20 protein-coding genes are annotated in these 19,228 nt (G+C 58.7%); 7 read left to right on the top strand and 13 right to left on the bottom strand.

All coding sequences use genetic code 11. The features are described 5' to 3' along the window. Positions 1-65: 65 nt before the first annotated feature. Positions 66-1,160, top strand: a complete 1,095-nt coding sequence (locus AB4N47_RS12230; RefSeq protein WP_341637767.1) for a GNAT family N-acetyltransferase/peptidase C39 family protein — start codon at positions 66-68, stop codon at positions 1,158-1,160. Between the two features lie 10 nt (positions 1,161-1,170). Here AB4N47_RS12230 and AB4N47_RS12225 read toward each other — a convergent pair whose 3' ends face one another. Beyond that, positions 1,171-2,742, bottom strand: coding sequence for a sensor domain-containing diguanylate cyclase (locus AB4N47_RS12225; protein ID WP_341637766.1), 1,572 nt, complete (start codon positions 2,740-2,742; stop codon positions 1,171-1,173). A 160-nt stretch (positions 2,743-2,902) separates the two neighbouring features. Here AB4N47_RS12225 and AB4N47_RS12220 point away from each other — a divergent pair, with 160 nt between their 5' ends. After that, positions 2,903-3,334: an HhH-GDP family DNA glycosylase gene (locus AB4N47_RS12220; protein ID WP_341637765.1), complete on the top strand. Its 432-nt coding sequence runs from the start codon at positions 2,903-2,905 to the stop codon at positions 3,332-3,334. 22 nt (positions 3,335-3,356) lie between these two features. On the opposite strand, the gene AB4N47_RS12215 is transcribed toward AB4N47_RS12220, so the two are convergent. From AB4N47_RS12215 to AB4N47_RS12200, 4 genes are all read right to left on the bottom strand, one after another. Beyond that, positions 3,357-3,497, bottom strand: coding sequence for a hypothetical protein (locus tag AB4N47_RS12215; protein ID WP_177434158.1), 141 nt, complete (start codon positions 3,495-3,497; stop codon positions 3,357-3,359). A 12-nt stretch (positions 3,498-3,509) separates the two neighbouring features. Next, complete coding sequence (locus AB4N47_RS12210; RefSeq protein WP_136493579.1) at positions 3,510-3,812, bottom strand: hypothetical protein; 303 nt, start codon at positions 3,810-3,812, stop codon at positions 3,510-3,512. Positions 3,813-3,864: 52 nt separating this feature from the next. Continuing rightward, on the bottom strand, positions 3,865-4,746 hold the full coding sequence (locus AB4N47_RS12205; RefSeq protein ID WP_016774362.1) for a manganese catalase family protein: 882 nt from the start codon (positions 4,744-4,746) through the stop codon (positions 3,865-3,867). 280 nt (positions 4,747-5,026) lie between these two features. After that, a complete protein-coding gene (locus AB4N47_RS12200) occupies positions 5,027-6,565 on the bottom strand; it encodes a class I SAM-dependent methyltransferase (RefSeq protein ID WP_281119407.1) in 1,539 nt (512 codons plus the stop codon). A gap of 338 nt (positions 6,566-6,903) precedes the next feature. On the opposite strand from AB4N47_RS12200, the gene AB4N47_RS12195 reads away from it, so the two are divergent. Continuing rightward, positions 6,904-8,823 (top strand): tyrosine-protein phosphatase, encoded by a 1,920-nt coding sequence (locus tag AB4N47_RS12195; RefSeq protein WP_341637764.1) that lies wholly within the window; start codon positions 6,904-6,906, stop codon positions 8,821-8,823. A gap of 36 nt (positions 8,824-8,859) precedes the next feature. On the opposite strand, the gene AB4N47_RS12190 is transcribed toward AB4N47_RS12195, so the two are convergent. Then, positions 8,860-9,987, bottom strand: coding sequence for a mechanosensitive ion channel family protein (locus AB4N47_RS12190; RefSeq protein ID WP_016774365.1), 1,128 nt, complete (start codon positions 9,985-9,987; stop codon positions 8,860-8,862). A 93-nt stretch (positions 9,988-10,080) separates the two neighbouring features. Then, the gene (locus tag AB4N47_RS12185; RefSeq protein WP_460154556.1) at positions 10,081-11,064 is read right to left on the bottom strand and encodes a helix-turn-helix transcriptional regulator; all 984 of its coding nucleotides are present in this window, start codon (positions 11,062-11,064) and stop codon (positions 10,081-10,083) included. Between the two features lie 186 nt (positions 11,065-11,250). Here AB4N47_RS12185 and AB4N47_RS12180 point away from each other — a divergent pair, with 186 nt between their 5' ends. Next, entirely contained in the window at positions 11,251-12,075 is an 825-nt protein-coding gene (locus AB4N47_RS12180) for an AraC family transcriptional regulator (RefSeq protein ID WP_125926131.1), read from the top strand. Between the two features lie 71 nt (positions 12,076-12,146). Beyond that, a complete protein-coding gene (locus AB4N47_RS12175; protein WP_341637762.1) occupies positions 12,147-12,533 on the top strand; it encodes a cupin domain-containing protein in 387 nt (128 codons plus the stop codon). A gap of 319 nt (positions 12,534-12,852) precedes the next feature. Here AB4N47_RS12175 and AB4N47_RS12170 read toward each other — a convergent pair whose 3' ends face one another. Then, positions 12,853-13,245 carry a helix-turn-helix domain-containing protein gene (locus tag AB4N47_RS12170; RefSeq protein ID WP_039758866.1) on the bottom strand — a complete coding sequence of 131 codons (393 nt, stop codon included), beginning with the start codon at positions 13,243-13,245 and terminating at the stop codon, positions 12,853-12,855. A gap of 214 nt (positions 13,246-13,459) precedes the next feature. Between AB4N47_RS12170 and AB4N47_RS12165 the strand changes: the two genes are divergently transcribed. Continuing rightward, complete coding sequence (locus AB4N47_RS12165; protein WP_341637760.1) at positions 13,460-13,921, top strand: Rid family hydrolase; 462 nt, start codon at positions 13,460-13,462, stop codon at positions 13,919-13,921. On the opposite strand, the gene AB4N47_RS12160 is transcribed toward AB4N47_RS12165, so the two are convergent. Both AB4N47_RS12160 and AB4N47_RS12155 read right to left on the bottom strand, forming a co-directional pair. Next, on the bottom strand, positions 13,918-14,925 hold the full coding sequence (locus AB4N47_RS12160; protein ID WP_125926186.1) for a LysR family transcriptional regulator: 1,008 nt from the start codon (positions 14,923-14,925) through the stop codon (positions 13,918-13,920). The genes AB4N47_RS12165 and AB4N47_RS12160 overlap by 4 nt on opposite strands. 287 nt (positions 14,926-15,212) lie before the next feature. After that, positions 15,213-15,824, bottom strand: coding sequence for an LbetaH domain-containing protein (locus AB4N47_RS12155; RefSeq protein WP_341637759.1), 612 nt, complete (start codon positions 15,822-15,824; stop codon positions 15,213-15,215). 106 nt (positions 15,825-15,930) lie between these two features. On the opposite strand from AB4N47_RS12155, the gene AB4N47_RS12150 reads away from it, so the two are divergent. Further along, entirely contained in the window at positions 15,931-16,230 is a 300-nt protein-coding gene (locus AB4N47_RS12150; protein WP_016774369.1) for a hypothetical protein, read from the top strand. Positions 16,231-16,273: 43 nt separating this feature from the next. Here AB4N47_RS12150 and AB4N47_RS12145 read toward each other — a convergent pair whose 3' ends face one another. From AB4N47_RS12145 to AB4N47_RS12135, 3 genes are all read right to left on the bottom strand, one after another. Then, entirely contained in the window at positions 16,274-17,176 is a 903-nt protein-coding gene (locus AB4N47_RS12145) for a bestrophin family protein (RefSeq protein WP_024012629.1), read from the bottom strand. Positions 17,177-17,264: 88 nt separating this feature from the next. Next, on the bottom strand, positions 17,265-17,807 hold the full coding sequence (locus tag AB4N47_RS12140) for a P-loop NTPase family protein (protein ID WP_460154555.1): 543 nt from the start codon (positions 17,805-17,807) through the stop codon (positions 17,265-17,267). A gap of 84 nt (positions 17,808-17,891) precedes the next feature. Next, the gene (locus AB4N47_RS12135; protein ID WP_460154554.1) at positions 17,892-19,202 is read right to left on the bottom strand and encodes an NTP/NDP exchange transporter; all 1,311 of its coding nucleotides are present in this window, start codon (positions 19,200-19,202) and stop codon (positions 17,892-17,894) included. Between the last annotated feature and the right edge of the window lie 26 nt (positions 19,203-19,228).

The raw sequence follows: 19,228 nt of genomic DNA, 5'->3' as shown, positions 1-19,228 counted from the left end.
CGCTTCAATAAATCACGGGCCTTTCGGTCTGTCCCGGTTCGTTACTCAAACTTTACGGTGCGGTCATGTCTTTTGATTTTCGCTTTGCATCCACGGACGATATCGACGATCTGGTCGAATTGGAGCGGGTGTGTTTTACCCTCGACCGGTTGAATCAGCGCAACTTCAGCTGGATGCTCAGTCGAGCGAACGCCGCGTTGATTGTCGTTACCTCGGGCGCAACACTTTGCGGTTACGCGCTGGTGCTTTTTCACCGTGGCACCTCACTTGGACGCCTGTATTCGATTGCGGTCAGCCCAGCGTGGCGCGGACATGAGCTTGGCCAGCGTCTGCTGGAACAGGCCCAGGCCTGCGCATTGGCGCGCAACTGCGCATGGCTGCGTCTGGAGGTGCGCGCTGACAACAGCGCTGCCATCCGCCTCTACCAAGCCAACGGCTATCAGCGCTTTGCCAGCGTCGAGGGCTACTACGAGGACCACTGCGAGGCGTTGCGTTACGAGAAACGCATCCTGCGCGAAACACCAGCGCCCGCGCGCCAAGTGCCGTATTACCAGCAGACCACCGAGTTCACCTGCGGCGCTGCGTGCCTGCTGATGGCCATGTCTGCCATCGATCCGACCCGTGCCATGACCCGAGCGGAGGAAATCCAGCTGTGGCGCGAGGCAACCACCATTTTCATGACGGCGGGGCACGGTGGCTGTAGTCCTCAGGGTCTGGCATTGGCGGCTTGGCGGCGCGGTTTCGATGTGCGCCTTGAGGTCAGTCACGCGGGCTCGCTTTTTCTTCACGGCGTACGCAGCACGGAAAAGAAGTGGATCATGAAACTGGTCGAGGATGGGTTTGCCCAGGAACTGGCTGCCACGCAAGTCGAGCAGGTTCTGGGTGATTATCTGCAGATCGGCGCTGCGTTGGCGGCCGGATACAAACCGCTGGTGCTGATCAGCAGCTACCGATTCACCCGCTTGAAAGCGCCGCATTGGGTCATCATTACCGGGTGCGACGAGGACTTCGTCTACTTGCACGATCCTGATGTCGACCACAGCAAACTCAAGCGTGGCCTGGACTGCCAACACTTGCCGGTCAGTCACCAGGAATTTCTGCGCATGACGGTGTTTGGCGTGCAGCGGGTTCGCGCTGCCGTGATGCTGCGCTCCCGTTGAGGAACGGTGGCTAGGCGCCGAGCACTTCCTCGCCGATACAGTAGCGATCCCTGCCTTTCTGCTTCGCGGCATAAAGCAGTTTGTCTGCCGACTCGATAAGAATGGCAGGGCTCACTTCGTATTCGGCCGGTTTGCCAACCGCAATACCTGCGCTGGCGGTGACGTGACCCAGCGGATGGGCTTTGTGCTCCATCCGCAAGGATCGAATGGCCTCAAGAATTTCCTGCGCCACAAGCGCCGCCCCGCGAATATCCGTGTTGGGCAGCAGCACGGAGAACTCCTCGCCGCCATAGCGCACGGCGAGATCACCCGGCCGTTTTACTGCTTGCGCAATGGCTTGGCCGACGGCGCTCAGGCAATCGTCACCTGCAGCGTGCCCGTAGCTGTCGTTGTAGAGTTTGAAGTGATCAACGTCGATCATGATCAGTGAGATCGACGAACCCTGGCGTCTGGCCAGGCGAATTTCGTCAACCAAGGCAGTGTCCAGTCGCCGACGGTTGGCCAGTCCGGTCAGGCTGTCGGTCAAGGCCATGTCCTTCATGGCCTGATGTGCACGGCGCAAGTCCTTTTCCATCACCATGCGTTGACGCAGTTGCCTCAAGACAATCAATCCGAAGACCGTGAACGCGGTAATCACCGACATCAGCACGAAACCGGTTTTGATCAGGTCCCAGCGCCACGGCGCAATGATCGATTCGCGGGAAAGGCCGGTTTCGACTACCAGCGGATAGGTGCTCAAAGCTCTGTAACCATACAGACGCTGGGTGCCGTCGACGACGGCTCGGACCTCGGCGATCCCTTGACTGGAAAAGGGCAGGTAGTTCTTGAACACCTCACTGTCGGCGAGGCTCTGACCGATGACCGAAGCGATGAAAGGACGACGCACGAGAATGGTGCCGTTGCGCAGCGCCAGCACCAGGGCACCCTTGTCGTCGATCTTGAAATCGCCGTAATAGTCGACGAAATAACTGACCTTGATCGTCCCCAGCAGCACGCCGGCGAAGGAGCCGTCCGGGTTATTCAGGCGGCGGGAAATCGGGATGATCAGGTCGTCGGTGGATTTGCTCTTGACGACATCACCGATACGCACATTTCGATCAGTGTTGGCGCGGTGATATTGGAAGTAGTCGCGGTCGGCGTTGTTCGCCGGGTCCGGGATCATTTCCTTGTCGGTGACGATCCATTTGCCGTCCGGGCCGTAGATAAACAGTCCATGCAACTGCGGCATCAATTTGGCCTGCTGCACCAGCAAGTTGTGGATGCGCGGAACGTCTATGTTTTGCAAGCCATCACCTTCGACGCGTTCACCTAGGGCGGCGGTCAGCACATCGACCTGGCGGATGGCGTCTTCAGCGTGTTGCGCGGTTGCCCGCGCGAGGTTGGTGACCGAATTGCGCGCCGACGAGAAGGCTGCATGATAGTCACGCCAGGTTCGCCATCCCTCCACGCCGAGAAACGCCAGAATGACCGTCAGCATGAAGATGACTGTCAGGCGGAAAGCGGCGATCTCGCTGGCAGCTTTGATGGGAGCGGTTTGTGCGGCGTCATGCCCCCGGGTTTTGGGCATCTTACGACCGAGCATTTGAGGGTCCTTATGCTTGTCATCTCTCATCTCTTGAAAGATGACCATCCTTGTCCACCTGGAATTCAATTTACTGCCTTGGCCAGGCGGTCGCGATTGGATCGTTCAAAGCCGTGCCGGGTCAACATCTGTAATTGAAGCGCGCCTTGAGGTGAGACTTGTGAGCGAAATCATCACCGCCGGTGACTTGAACATCGACCTGCGCAATGCCAACGAAACTGGCCTGTTCAAATGGTTGCTGGCGAGTTTTCTGATGGGCAAAAGAATTCAGGGGGCCATTGCCGCCAAGGCGTATCAAGTCATAGTAGAGCAGCATCACCGAGACACCCCGCAAAAGCTCGCGCAGTGTACGCACCGTCAACTGGTGTCAATGCTGGGGCAGGCGCGTTACGTTCGTTACGACGAAAGCACGGCGTCGCGATTACTTGCGCTGGCCAACAAGCTCAACAGCGAGTACGCCGGTAAGGTCACCAATATCGTGGCGGCGAGCGCGGATCGTAAGGCGCTGGAGAAGCGCCTGTCCGAGTTCGAGGGGATAGGGCCGAAGACCGTTGAGATCTTCATGAGGGAAGCGGCTGCGGTGCTGTTTTGAATGGCCGATAGCGAACCAAGGCTCACATCGTAAAGAAGGTTGCCGCCAGTTCGTTCATCAGGATCAGCGTTCCGCCGGCGAATATCGCACAGCCCAGCAGAAACTGGAGTCCCGGGGCGACACCCAGGCTTGAGGGGAAACTCAGGTTTTTATCAATTCTCATGTCGCGCTCCTGTTACCGATGAAAACTTTCCGCCCCGTCGATTGAACGGTTGCGCTGCGCCAATACGCGCTTGGCGACCACAGGCATCGTGGGCAAGGCGTCGTCGACGGCTGGATGTGCGTCCGCTGGCGGGACGGCAGTCTCCTCAGCGAAATTATTCGGCAGCAGGGTGCCCAGGCCAAATACATTCACCGCCATGCTGACTTTCAATCCCCGACAGGCCTGTTTGCAGTCCAGCTCAAAACCGGCGTATGCGTGCTCCATCAAACGTTGAAAATGTTCAGAGGTCAGTGCCAGGACTTTGCTGTTTTTCATGTTGATCACCTTGAGCAGGTGGCGACCCCGATCCGGGGCCGCCGGACGGGGTTCAGACATCTTTGCCTTGCACGTAACCGGAGCCCAGATCAGCACCGGTCACCGGCTCGCTGAGTGGGTCAGACGCCGTGCGGATCTTCATGGCTTCCAGGACCTCTGCGTCGTCAGCAGGGAGGCTGACGGTCGCCAGACCGTCACCGCCGTCAACTGCCGGCTCTGGAGTTTCCACGTACTCCCACGCACCGCCCTCGTTCCACGGACCACGAACGTTGGGCTCGCCAGACATATTGAAGTACTTGTTGGTGAACTCCGGCATGCCCGGCAGTTTGCCCTGCGGGAAGTTGGGCTGGATCGAATGCAGGGCTTTTTCGAAGGACTGTTGATGGGCGATTTCCCGCGTCATCAAAAAGCCCAGCGCCTCTTTGACGCCCGGATCATCGGTGATGTTGATCAAGCGCTCGTAGAGAATTTTCGCCCGCGCTTCGGCTGCGATGTTGGAGCGGAAGTCGGCGGTCGGCTCGGTGATCGAGTCAACGTAGGCCGCCGTCCACGGCACACCAGCCGAATTGACCAGAGGCGCGCCGGCACCATAAAGCAGGCTGGTGATGTGCGAGTCATTGCCGGCGCCATTCAGCGCGCGGTACAGCTCGCCTTCCTCTTGAACGCCCTCTGCCAGTTGGCCCTTGGCGCCTTTGTTGAGCATGACGATGATCGAGCCGACCACCTCCAGGTGACTCAACTCTTCGGTAGCAATGTCCAGCAGAAGGTCTTTGCGCCCCGGATCTTCTTCAGCCAAGGCTTGGGTGAAATAGCGCGCTGCCGCAGCCAGTTCGCCATTGGCGCCCCCGAATTGTTCCAACAGCAGATTGGCCAGACCCGGGTTGGGCTCGGCCACGCGAACGGTGTACTGAAGTCGCTTGTTATGTATGAACATTCAAATTTTCCTCAGACCAGGCTATCGCGCCTTGCCCTTGTGGGCGTTGGCGCATGCATAGTTTGTGAGGAGGGCGCGCAGCAGAAATTTCGTTTTTTGCCAAGTGACAGGACGGGCGGCAGAGGGCGGAAAGTTCCGCAAACAGGACGGTTGGCTTAGCCACGTTCCTCGACCAATGTGGGAGCGAGCCTGCTCGCGAATGCGGTACGTCAGTCACCGATTTGGCGGCTGATCCAGCGCTTTCGCGAGCAGGCTCGCTCCCACCTTGGTTCGTTTGCAATCAAGCGATTTTAAGCGCCCTCAGCACAGGCAGCGTCTGCTCGGCGAACACCTGCGCCTGTGCAGTCAGTGCGGCAATGTTGGCTTCGGCAGTGAGCAGCGGTTGGCCATTGTCGACCAGCACTTCACCTTGTTCGCTGATCACCCCCCACGCCAGTTGCGCCCATTCGGCCGGCTGCTGTTTGCCTTGCTTGATCGAGATCAGGAACAACTGCTGGAAGCGGCTGACCGTCACCCCACCACCGGTGACCGGGCTGGCCAGGGTCTGGATGTTGGCGCCGTACAGTGAGCGTTTGCACAGTTGCAGATTGAGCGCGGCGCAGCGGCCGCTGACCTGCGACTCGGCGGCCTCGCTCTGGCACGGAGCGACCGCGCCCATACCGATCAGCACGGCCAGGGCTTGTTCGAGGTCGTCGTAAGCCATTGCAGTCTCGGAGAGCAATTGGCGCATGGATTTGGCCGCATAGTTCTGCGCCGCCAAGGCATCGAGCACCGGGCCGTAGATTTCCGCTTGCAGGGTCGCTTCGCCGGCAGGACCGGTGACCGAACCCGCGACAGTTTCCCAGGGTTGCAGCAACGCGAAACGGCTGTGCAGCATCCTCGCCCGGCGTTCGGCAGCGGACAGGCGCGTCGCGCCACGCACGTACAGATCGCGGCGGAAGTGCTGGTTGACGAAGTAGTCCCGCGCTTGCTCGCGCATGATCGGGTGTTCGATGGTTTCCAGAAAGTCCATGCCTTCGGCGCTCAGGTTGAGCGGGTCGATTGAGTCCAGCGGCACTGCCGTGGTGGCGTAGTCGAGTTTGGCCGGGGCCAGCGCGTCGACCATGTCGGCGAAGTACATGCAGTTCCAGTCGCGGTTGAAATATTCGTGGGCGACGTAGTGACGATCCTGGCCCTTGATGCTTTGCAGCCGCGCGCCGAGACTCGGCGCCGCAGCGGCATACTTCGGATTGGCCGCGAGCAGCGCTTCGGAAAACTCCAGTGCGGCGTCAATACGCTCATCGGAGCGCGCCGAGGCATTGGCAAAGCGGTCATGCAGGCTGAACAGATTGCGCAGCGGCGCCGACGGCGACCAGCCGGGGAAGCAGTTGTAGCTGACGTAGAGCATGCCGCCCGGTTTCAGGTGGCGGCGGGCGAATTCGACGATCAGCTTCTGGTTGTCGCGGCTGACCCAGGTCCAGATACCGTGCAGGCTGATGCTGTCGAACTGCGGCAGATCATTGCGCGCCAGCAGCTGTTCGAAACTGTCGTCGTACAGGCGGGCGCCGTTGTTGGCGGCAGTCGCGAGGTCGATGGCATGGGCCGCCATACCCGGATGAAAGTCCGTACCGACAAACGAGCCCGGGTTGGCGGTGGCGTGGATGTTGATCGACACGCCCTGACCGAAGCCCAGTTCGCAGTGCACGCCGTCGTTGCTTTCCAGCGTGGCGAACCCGCGCAACAACAGGCAGTAACGCAGGAACACCGGATTGATCTCCCGGCTATAGCTGTAGGTGTAGCCTTCGTCGGTGAAATAACCTTCGTTCCAGGCGTTGCTCATGGGTACAGCCTCTTGTTCTTGAAAGTGATGGCAGTCTTATAAGGCGTTGGCATTGCGCGCGACAAATTGAAAAAACGGATACTTCCCCAAACCCTGTGGGAGCGAGCCTGCTCGCGAAAGCTTTTTTTCAGTTTGAATATAATCGGCTGACACGCCGCTTTCATGAGCAGGCTCGCTGCCACAGGGATCTTCAACATATCCAAGCAGGATTGATGGACCGATCACGCACTCCACGGCCCATTCGCGCAGGCATTTTGTAGCCAGCCGAAACTGTCATATTCCCTCCCACTCGTCTGCCCATAGTGACCAGCCCAACGCTGATTTCATGAGGCTGCACTGTGTTCCAACGTCTTCTGTGTTCGCTGTCCGTTCTGAGCCTGTCCATCGCCGCTGCCCACGCGGCCGAGCCTGTCACCCTTGATACGCCGCGCTTGTCCGGCATCGACAACTTTCGCGACATCGCCGGCATCACCACCGCGTACTCCACCGCCCACGACGGCGTTATGCGCAGCGGCGTGTTCTACCGCTCCAACGCATTGACGCCGTCGGCGGCGGATCTGGCGACACTCAATGGCCTCGGCATCAAAGCCATTTACGACTTGCGCACGCCCAGCGAAATTGCCGCCACGCCCGACACGATGATCAGCGGCGCGGCCTACCGCAATATCGACATCATCGGCAGCACCACCTCGGGTGCGGACATCACCAATATCTCATTCCACAGCGCCGTCGAAGCGGTGGCAATGATGGAGGAAACCAACCGCGCTTTCGTCAGCGATGCCGGCATGCGTGGGCAGTTCGGCCAGTTGTTCAATGAGCTGGCCAGTGTCGACGCCGCGCAGCTGTTCCACTGCACCGCCGGCAAGGACCGCACCGGCTGGACCGCCGCCGTGTTGCAGAGCATCGCTGGCGTCGATGAGGCGACGATCATGGCCAACTATCTGGCGACCAACGACTACACCGCCGCCCGTGTCGCCGCGACCCTGAAAGCGCTGCCGCCGAGCATGGCCGCTGTCTACGGGCCGCTGCTCGGGGTGCAGGCCAGTTACTTGCAGGCCGGTCTCGACCAGGTCGCCGCTGAGTACGGCAGCATGGACAACTACCTCAAGCAGGGCCTCGGTCTGTCCCAGGAAACCATTTACGTACTGCGCGGCAAACTGGTCGAGTACAACAGCTTGCCGGGGCAGGCCGGGCTGGTCGGCAACGCCGCCGCTGGTGCCGAATTGCTGCGGCAGTTGCAGAACTCCGAGCTGTCCGGCACCTACAGCGCCTATAACTACTACCTGCAATCGGCGATCGACGCCGGCACTCTGGGCGGTGTCGAATCTCAAGTCGGCGGTCAGGTCCACGCCGATGCGGCCAGTTATCTATTGCGGCAGAACGCGATGATCGAACAAGCCGCTGCGCCGTTCGCCAGCGGCAGCGATTTGAAGGTCGGCCAATACCGCCTCTGGAGCACCGCGCTCGCCAGCTACGTCGGCACGGACGGCTCGGCCCACGCCGAGAGCAGCAACGAACACAGCCAGGGCCTGATGCTCGGCATCACCCAGCGCTTCAGCGAACAACTCAGCGCGCGCGGCAGCTTTGGCTACAGCAAGGGCAGCGTGGGCGGAGCGGGTGGCGAGGCCGATACGGACTTCACCTTCCTCAACCTCGGTGCGCGTTACGGCTTCATCAGCCTTGAGCGCGGCTTGTTTGTCGACGCCAACGCCAGCGCCGGTTATGTCGACTACGACAGCAAACGCGAGCTTGGCGGTGGCCTCGGCACTGCCAAGGGCGACACTCACGGCAATCTCACTGGCGCGACCGTGGCGTTGGGTTATCGCCTGCCGCTCAGCAGCGTGATTGTCGAACCGAGCCTGGGCTTTCGCGTCAGTCATCTCGACTTGCAAGGTTTCAAAGAGAAGGGCAGTGAGCTGGCGCTCGACGTCGATGGCATCAAGCAGACCCGCCGCAGCGCGGTAGCCAATCTCGACGTGTCATTTGCCCCAGTGGCCATGGGTGCGTGGCAGTTGGTCCCGGGGGTTCGCGTGGGCTATGAACGTGCGCTTGGCAATCAGCAAGTCGACAGCGAAGGCCACCTGCTGGGGCTGGATATCGAGCAGCGCGCGGCGTTCGACAACCGCGACCAGTTCAGCGGCGGCGTTAGCTTGATGGCCAACCTCGGCGCTCTGAGTGTAGGCGCTGAGGTCGGCGCCAACGGTGGCGGTGACAGCCATGGTTTCAATGGCGGACTCAAGGCCAGTTACGCGTTTTGAACACAGCGAGCCCGGCAAATTGCCGGGCTCTTGCGCTCAAGCATGCTGCGCACGCGAAGGTTGCTGTGTGCGTGCTGGCTGCGCGCTGGGTTCGGGCAGGGAGGCGACATGCACGGTGCGCGCCGGGAAGGCGAACGTCGCGTCCAGCTCGGCCACCGCTTCCATGATTGCCAGGTTGATGCGTTGCTGCACGTCCATGTAGACGTTGTAGCTGGCGTCCAGAACGATGTACACCGTCTCGAATTCCAGCGCGCTCTCACCAAAACTGCGGAAATGGCAGCGGTCGAAGCGGGCCTGTTTTTCGTTCTTGATGATGCTTTCAACGCGTTGAGTGATCTGGCGGATCTGTTCGCTGGTGCACTCGTAAGTCAGACGAAACTCAAACACAACTCGACGCTCCTGCAAGCGCTTGTAGTTCTGAATGGTGCTGCCGATCATGTCGGCGTTGGCCATGACAATCTGCTCACCGCCGAGACTGCGGATGCGCGTGGTCTTCAGGCCGACGTGCTCGACCGTACCGGCCAGCGTGCCGACGACGATGAAATCACCCACCTCAAACGGCTTGTCGACGGCAATCGACAGCGAGGCGAACACGTCGCCGAGAATGTTCTGCACCGCCAGCGCCACCGCGATACCGCCGACACCCAGGCTGGCGACGAATGCAGTGATGTTCACGCCCAGATTCGACAGCATCGCCAGCAGAATAACCGCCCACAGCAACACCTTGACGCCCCACAGGCTCAGGGTCGCCAGGGCGCTCGCCTGAAAAGTGCCGGTCGCGTTATGCCGCGAGAAATAGCGATGCAACCCCAGCGCCAGCGCGCGGTTGGTCCACAGGCCGACCTGCAACGCCGCCACTACGAACCATAAACTGCTGACCCTCCCGAGCCAGCGCTCCGGCAAATCCAGCAAACCGATGCCGACCAGAATCGATGCCAACAGCAGCAACGTGGTGCTGGTCGCCGCCAGCACTTCGCTGGCCATGTAGGTCAGATGCCCATTGCCGGCGCTGGCCCGCGCCTGCACCTTGCGGAAAACGAAACGGATAGCCGTGGTGGTCAGCAGATAACTGAGCGTCGCGGCGAGAAATGCCAGCACCCAGTTCGCCAGTGAAATTCCTAAAATCGTGTGAGCCGTGAAAAAGCCGATGAAATCCTCGGTCATGGAAACCCCCTTTTCGCCAAGTGACCTGTCTGGGGTTAGTCGCCCTGAGATTCCTGCTGTTCAATCAAATGCAGGTTTCACCGGACCGAATGGTCAACGCCTGGCCTTCAACTCCGCTGGGCTTACGCCGTAAGCACTCTGAAAATACTGACAAAAGCGCCCGACATTGCTGAAGCCAAAACGCAACGCCACCTCCGTCACAGAGCCTGCATGCCCTCGCGCCAACGCCTCATAGGCGCGCTGCAAACGCACCTGGCGCTGATACGCCACGATCGACATCCCGACAAAACGTCGAAAGCCTTCCTGCAAGGCGCGCTGGCTGACATGGCTCAACCGCGCCAGATCCACGCCACTGACCAACTGCTGCGGATGCGCCTGAATAAACTCCATCGCCACCTTCACATGTCGCGGCGCCACACACGGCGCCGGCCCCCGTAAAGCCTCGGTGAAATTGTGCGGCCACGCCTCCAGCACCGCATCGATCAACATCTCGCGCAACCGTGACGGCATCAACGTGCCGCTGTTGATCAAGGCATCGAACTCAGTGCCCGTGGCCAGATCAATCAACGCCTTGAGGCCCTGAAATACCGGGGTATTCAGATCCACGCTTGGCTCAAACACGATCTTCTGCACGACCGGTTTCTCCAGCAGCGCCGACAACCGCTCGGTGAGCTGCTGACGATTGATCGAAATGCCGTGATGGGCGTGATCATCGACAAAGCGCATCGAACGGATATCCGCCTTGTCGATCGCCAGACCGATGTGCGCCATGCCAATGGATTCAGTGACGTGGTTGAAAACGATCTTGCCGGCGGTAGGGATGACGAAAGTGATTTCGTTCTGCGGCTCGGGGAGGGCGACGCTGAAGTCGCCGTGGTAATGCATACGCCGAAAACTCACCCCGTCGTGCCGCCCGTAGACCCCGCCGATGATGATGTTGGAAGGTGGCGGCGGAGTATCGGCGTAGCGGTTGCCGAAGAGCCTGGAGAACAGGGCGCCGAAGTCGGAAGAGGTGAGGTTGTCGGAGCGCAGGATGATCTTTTGGCGGAGTGGGGAGGTGGCGGTGATGGGCGGCATTTTGGAATGCGGGCTCTTGGGGCGACGGTCGAGATCGGTCGAGCGTAGGAGGCGGGTGTGACGGTTCAGTGACAAGGCTGGAACCATGGACTGCTTTCAGGCAAAAGCAGACAGCCAATACTTGCACTTGTATATTCCCGGCAGACGGATCACCACGACCGAACAGACTCGGGAACGTACGCATTCATGGATAGGAAAAAAGGCCAACCAGACAGCACTGACTGGGTCATCCGCAGTGTTCAACCAGGAGGAATCGAGCGTATTGAAGCGTGGTTCGGCAGCCACGGCTACGATCCTCATCGACATGACACCTACTCCATCGGCCGCACGTTGGCGGGCGTCCAGAGCTTTCACTATGTAGGCTCGTTGCGCCACGGTATCCCCGGCAATACGCTCGTGCTTCATCCAGACGAACTTCACGATGGTATGGCCGGGACTGATGCAGGCTTTCGTTATCGGATGGCTTACATTGATCCGGCAATGATTCAAAACATCCTGGGTGGCGAGCCCTTGCCTTTTATCACGGGGGGGCTTTCAAACGACCCACGGCTGTTCCATGCCAGTGAAACATTTGTGCAAGCAGTGGATCATCCGCTGGAAGCATTGGAGCAACAGGACGCGCTGTATGACTTGGCAATGGCGTTGCGTGCCGTCGCGGGCAAGCCGCGCGGGCGCAAGCGCCTGGATTACCGCGCAGCCGAGCGTGCCAGAGCGTTCATCCTGGAACACTTGGATTCATGCATCACGCTGGAGATGCTCGAGTGTGCCAGCGGGCGCGAACGCTGGAGCCTGTCACGCGACTTCAGAACGCTTTACGGTACGAGTCCTTACCGATTTGTCACCCTGCGCCGCCTGGACCGGTTCCGCTCATTGGTGGTTGAAGGTTTCACCCTGGTCGATGCAGCGCTCGTCGCGGGGTTTCACGATCAAAGTCATATGACGCGACATTTCACCCGCTGTTACGGCATCTCGCCCATGCGCTGGCTGGAACGATTGCGCGCCGCACGCTGAGTTGCAGGATCGTACAAGAGACCCTATTCCTTGCTCTATAGGCTGGCGACTTCAACCACAGAGGATTCGTCATGGCAGAGCTCCGTCATCAATATCCATCAGTTCCTGTAAACCTGGCACATAAGGCTTCGCTGATCGAACAACAATGGAGTCCCAGGGTTGTGGCAGAGATGAATGACTACCAGTTCAAGGTTGTGCGAATCGAAGGCGAATTCATCTGGCACTCGCATCCTGAGACCGATGAAGCATTTCTTGTTTTGGAAGGCACCGTGCGCATTGATCTGCTGGAAGGCTGCGTCTATGTGAATCCAGGTGAACTCTATGTGGTACCCCGCGGCGTGAAACATCGCACGGCTGCCCAAGGTGAAGCCAAGCTGATGATGATCGAGCCGCGAGGCATCTTGAACACGGGGCATGAAGATGGCGAAAGAACGGCTTTGAACGACGTCTGGATATAATCCAACGCACATCCTGTGCAATGTCTGCGCAGAGTTGCAATTGCTGACCTGACCAGCAGCTATGAGTTAAAAGCGGGTTCTGACTTCTCATGCAAAGATTGTTATGAGAAAGGACCATGGACTTGATTATCGATTTGTTAGGTCATCGGATTGGCGTGTTCGTGTTGGACTTAATGAATGACGGCCGTTTCAAGGTAGAGAGTGGTTTAGCATGGGGTTGGGCAGTTGTCGTCGGCGGACTGATTCTGTTATCTCCATTCGCAGCATTCTGGGGTTAAATCTGCAAGTACGAATTAGCCCCGTTATGCAGCTCATCAAATCACAGCGCAGGCGATTGACTGTTCTGTTTCCAAGCCCTGGGAGTCACACCTTCGGTTTGCACAAATGTTCGACTGAAGTGAGACTGATCAAAGAAACCACATTCTAGTGCGATCTCTGCAACCAACAATCTTGACGTCTGAAGCAGCTGCTTGCCCCGTAGAATCCTTTGCTCTCGCATCCATTCTTTGGGTGAGACGAGAGTGCTTTTTTTGAACTGACGAGTGAAATGGCTGCGCGACAGCGCACACGCCTGTGCGATAGCTGCCACGGAGATATGTGCGTCCAGGTTATCGAGCATCAGCTGCTTGGCGCGCTGGATCTGCCAGGGTTTCAATTGTCCGGTTTGTTTAGCCGGATCCTTTTGTGAGGACGCGCATGTTTCCTTGTTCATCCTGATTCCTTTTTCCCATTAGCCGGTTGATCAGCTCAATCCAGCGGTCAGTCGATGGGAAAAATCTAACGGAAGGCGCGACGGGATGGGGGCGCAATTTTGCGCTACTGGAGGCGCAAAAATGCACATTCCCAGTCGCGTTCCCGATGCTAGCCTTTGCCTCCCGACAACTCGAATCGACATCATTCGATTCGTCATCTGCAAGGAGAAAGCAATGGCTGCCTCACAACCGCACGGCAAAAACACCGCTTACTGGGGAGTCTCATGGGAGGAGGGCTACGGCTATCCCCAGGCCAGAAAAGTCGGAAACGAGATCTATATCTCGGGTCAGTTCAACCACAATGAGGAGGGTAATCTCGTTGCTCCCGCGCCCCTGAATAGCGAGGGTAAACCCAGCGATTTCTCGGCGATAGGAGAGCAAATGCGCGCCTCCTACGACAATATCGCAAAGCTGCTCGCGCTCTATGGAGCAACCCTTGATGATGTCGTCGAAGAAACGCTGTACGTATTGGATATGGACGCAGCATTCGCCGTCGTAGGTGATGTGCGCAAAGCCGCATATCGCACTGAGCGGCCACAGTGCGCGAGCAATATCATCGGTGTATCCAGGTTGGCTCAACGTTCACAGCTGATTGAAATTGTCTGCAAAGCTGTCATCGGATCTCGCGCCGACTAAGAGACGCTCCCGGTTTCGCCCTGCGCAACCGGGAGATCCAATTGCCCTTCGATCAAAGGCTTTTGATGCGCTACGGCTGCTGCACAAAAAGTCATGAATGCTTTGACTCTCCATGACTTTCGAATGTCCTGATGCGTAAGCAGCCAGAGCTCGTCCTGTAGTTCGCGCACAACTGGCCCTACGCGTGTTAACCCAGGCGTAATGTCTCCCAGCATGCACGGAAGAAAGCCGTAACCAAGTCCTGCCGCAATGGCGACGCTCGCGGCCGCGACGGAGTCCGTACGATAAGAAATACAGTCGGCGCCGATTCTGTCTTCGACGTAGCTTTTGGCCTTCAGTCCACATAATCCTGCGGAATACGACACCCATCGCTGGCCTTCTGCGAAGGGGGTAGTAGTCGCGTGTTTTATGCTGCCATAAGGCGCCCATGCGATCGAAGCGAGCTTGCGCCCGACGAGACTTTCGGCAGGTTTTTTGGTCGCTCTTACCGCTACGTCAGATTCATCGCGGGCGAGACTTAACGTCTCGTTGCCGACCAGCACCTCGATGGCAATTCCTTCATTAAGCGCCTTGAAGTCGGCGATGATCGGTGTGAGGAAATACAAAAGCAGGGAGTCGCTGGTAGTGATCCGAAGCTTTCCCTGTGGCCCTTGACCTGCCCGAGAAACCCGACGTGTAACGCTGACGATATCAAGCTCGACGCGTTCGGCGAGCGCCCTTAACTCGATGCCTTCTGGCGTGAGCATGTACCCAGAGCGACGGTGGTCAAATAGGGCGACCCCAAGTGTCTTTTCCACTTGAGCCACGCGACGCGATACGGTGGATACATTGATCCCCAACCGTTTCGCTGTCGTGGCTCTATTACCGCATTCGCTTAGCGTTTTGATGATTCGCAAGTCGTCCCAAGAAAGCTGACTTACAGCATCGCTTAAATTCTGGGTGACGCCGGTTGGTACGGGCGGAGTGGTTGAAGCTTTTTTTGATGACGGTTTCACGCCAAGCATCCCAAACTTAGATTGCTCATCATACGAAATGGCTGGAGGTGAACCAAGAAATCGCGTGCACAAGCAGACTTTGCCCAAGCATTCTGATTGAACAAGGTGTCAGTCGGTGGGGTGGCGAAGGTCGGATTTTTGCTATTGGCCGATTTCGGCCCAAAGCGGTCATCCTTTGTGCAAGAGGTGTTTGGGATCTGGGCCAGGAAAAATCGATGTTATGAAAGCGGGCATAACGGACGCGCCTATGAAGATGGATGCCATTGGCCGAAGACGTACTCTCGCCAAAATTGGTTTCACTCATAAGCAAACTGATCAATCAACCCCAGACGAGGAACACGTGTGTGGGGCCGCAACAAAGCGCCAGGAGCAATCACAGCGTTTGCGCCAATCTTGCAGCCGTCACCCACCAGCGCTCCGAACTTGCTGACGCCTGTGTCGATCACCTGATCTTCGTGGCGGATCCTGATATCAGCCCCGTCCAGTTCGTTACGATAGTTGGCGATGATCGCGCCGGCTTCAATATTGACCGCTTCACCAATCAATGAGTCGCCGACGAAGTTGAAGTGGGCAAGCTTGCTGCCATCGAGCATGAAGGTACTTTTCAGCTCACTGCTGGGGCCAATGATGCAGTTTCTGCCCAGGTAAACGCCTCCACGGAGGTAAGCGCCCGCCGCGACGAAACAGCCTTCGCCGATGATGATTGCGCCTTTGAGAACGGCGCCTTGCTCAACAATGGCGGTTTCATGAATCGCACAATTGCTGTGGCGCCGGTATCCCGGGCCGAGCGTTTCAAGCAATTCCAGAATCCGGCTCTCGCAATCCTGAACCACCGCCCAAGGGGCAGCGGAGTCCACGCCCAGTAATGGCCATTGAGCGATGTAATCTTCAATTTTTGGCGATTTCATAAGAGTCTTCCGAATAAGTGGGGCGTGGGTGGACTGTCGACGACTTGAACGTCTAGCTACGCCTGCAAGTCGTACCTGTACACAAGCTCTTTCAAGGTACGGCGCAATGGATAAGACAATCACCGTGGATCAACTCGCAACCACTGATCTTGGATCAATCAACGAGATATGGCTCGGCGGGACCCATACCCAGTTATGCCTATGGCGTGCTGAACAAGTCTTCACCCACGAAATGCTCAGCGAGGGGACCCATGACCAAAATGTGCGACGCCTGTGCTTGCAGTTGGTTGACCCTGACGATCGAGACGCAGTGGCCCGCGTTGAGGCGGTAGCGCGCGAACGACTCGAAGAAATGGGCAAGCAGGGCGAGTTTTACCCGGCCGAGGCGGCGGACACTCGTCAATAGTCACTGCGCATCTGATGAAAAGCGCTGCTGCTTAAGCAGCGCCTCATGCGGGCTCCTCAACCCTGCGCACATCCCCCAAGGAATCACGCTGCATCGATTGCAAATTCTTTTCGATGGTTTCGCACAGCGCTTCCATTTGAATCTGGTGTTCGCTGTGGCGGAACGGACTCTGCAGATCGGTGCCAATGCGCTCGATGGCCAGCAGCATGAACCCGACCACGGTCGACGCCAGCGGCGTGAACCAACCGAGGGATTCCACCAGTCCTATCGGGACGATCAGGCAGAACAGCGAAATGAACAGCCGTGGAAAATACACGTAAGGGTAGGGCAGCGGGGTGTTGGCGATCCGCTCCATGCCGCCTTGGCTGTTGGACAAGTCCACCAGGGTCGACTCAAGCCGCGCCAGGCGAATACTGTCCAGGTGCCCGGCCTTGTATTCGCGAGCGAGCAAAGTCGCCGAGCCGGTGAGGATATCGTTGGCAAAGTTATTGGTCGTGCCACTGCGGGCGAATTCTTCAGCGGGAATAAACGCCCGCACCTCGTCGGGACATGGCTGGCCTTGCAGATGCGCGGCGAGGCAATTTACGTAAGCGACGTGGCGGCGCAGCAGCGTGGATTTGACCGGATTCACCTCGCCACCAGCGTCGTCCAGCAGCGTCAGCACCTGCCGGGCGAAGCTGCGGGAATTGTTGATCATCGATCCCCACAGCGTCCGCGCTTCCCACCAGCGGTTGTAAGCGCTGCTGTTGCGAAAACTGATCAACACGATCAACGCTGAACCGAGCAAGGTCAGCGGCATCAACGGCAGGTTCAGCTTGGCGTTGAGAAACAGCATGAAGTCGACGGTGACGGCGATGTCCCAGAGCAGCAACCAGAACAAAGACCAGCCCACGTAGCCGAGGGTCTTGATGATCAGACGGTATTTTTTGACGATGGCAGCTTTCAAACGGAAACCTCGTGGCGAGCAGTTTGCTTAAACGCTTAAGCTCGGACGATGCCTGGCACCGGCAGTTCCCTGGTGGAGCGGTCAGCCGTCAGTCAGTCTGCAAAGACTGGCCCTGTGCATGGCGAATGCTTTCGAGAAAAATCCTCGTCTCTCGATTGGACCGCAGATGAACCACCCGGCAAGCCGATGGCGCCATTGACACGAATTGGCGCATTTTGGCTCGCGAGGTTTTTCTCGTCCGCCACATGAACTTTAGAAACTCCGGCAGATTCGCCAGCTGTTCGGGGCAGTTTTCCGGCAAGTCAGGCCGAGACTGACCGTGGTTGAGCAGCCTTCTACGCAGGACGCGCAAGAATCGAAGCGGTGGCGAACGATCGATCCAGATCATCAGATCTGCACGGGCGATGCGATTTTCCCAAGTGGTTGAATGGCCACCTTCGAATATCCAGCGATCACGCACCTCGACCTCCAGGCAGAGTCGGGTCTTCTCATCCGGGCTTCGCTCGATCCAGCCTGGCTGCCAATGGATCGTGTCGATATGCACGACCGGCAACCCCGTGCGCTTACCCAGCTTGCGTGCCAACGTACTTTTGCCAGACCCAGGCTGACCAACAATCATCACCCGTTGCATCGAAGCTCCTTCTCGCTCTGCAAGCTGATTTTTTGGGCGGGCGATTCTACGGCAATGCCTGTCTCAGTCAATGACCGATGAACGCTAGGCGGGGTTTTGCCGCGCCGCCGACAAACTGGCTCGGCGGTCCGCCCGCTCGCCGAGCCGCCATCCCAGCAGCCCCCACAGCAATGCACACAACGCGCCGACCAGCGCTGCCATGCCTGCACCTTGGCTGAGGGCGTCCAGCGCGCTTTTTGCCCAGGCACTGATGGCGTCGCCGGCGCGATAGACCACGGTGTCGATGAAGTTCTTCGCCTTGTATTTGCTTTCGGCATCGAGCGGGGCGAACAGCATCTCCCGGCCTGGGCGCACGAAGGCGTATTCACCGATGCGGCGCACGATCATCAGCGCGGCGATCAGGCCAAAACTGGGCGCGAAGATCAGTCCGATAAACCCCGCGCACATGACCAGCGGCACCATGGCCAACAGCACGCCGACGCCGAGCCTTTGCGCGAGGCGTCCAGTGATGAACAGCTGACAGAGCAGGGCGCCCGCCTGCACGACAAAGTCGATGATGCCGAACACGCGCACCTGCGCCTCGCGGTCCGGGAAGTGTTCGGCGACGACGCGTGCCTGCTCGAAATAAAGGAAGGTGGAGACTGTCGCCAGCAGCACCACAAAGCCGCAGATGCCGAGCAGGTAGGGTGATTTCAAAACGGCCGTCATACCGCTGAACGGATTGCCGGGCAACGGCCTGCGAGGGCTTTCGCTCGGCGCGGCATCGGGGCGTCCTGCGCCACCCCGTTCACGCCAGCGCATCAGCTGGCGCTTGAACCACATCGCAGCGGCCAGCAGAACAGCGGCCAGCAGCATCAGGCCGGACTCACCCAGCGGACCGATCAGCAAGGCGCTCAGCGCAGGGCCACTCAGGCCGCCGACGCTGGCGCCCGCCGCGATGAACGCGAACAGACGTTTGGCCTGGGCACTGTCGAATACATCGGCCATCAGGCTCCAGGCGACCGATACGACAAACAGGTTGTAGACCGATATCCACACATAAAACACGCGCGCCAGCCAAGGGCTTTCCTCGCCCAGGAACAAGGCGGCGAACAACAGCAGATTGGTGCAGAAGAATCCGTATACCCAGTCGACGAAATGCAGGCGCGGCACGCGTGCGCTGAGCCAGGCGAACAGCGGAACGGCCGCCAGCATGACCAGGAAGGTCGCGGTGAACAGCCACTGCAAGTTCTCGACGCCGGCAGTGATGCCCATCGATTCGCGGATCGGACGGAGCATGAAATAGCCGGCGAACAGGCAAACGAACAGCAGAAAACCGTTGAGCGCAGGGCGCAGCTCGTGAGCCTCGGCATTGATGATGGCGCCGGCGCGGTGGGCGAGAAGAGACGTATCCATGTTGCGCTCCTGTGGGAGTGGCGGGG

The sequence above is a fragment of the Pseudomonas sp. S3_G06 genome (assembly GCF_054667565.1).
The sequence above is the reverse complement of the archived record's forward strand: the minus strand, read 5'-3'. Positions and strand labels throughout refer to the sequence as shown.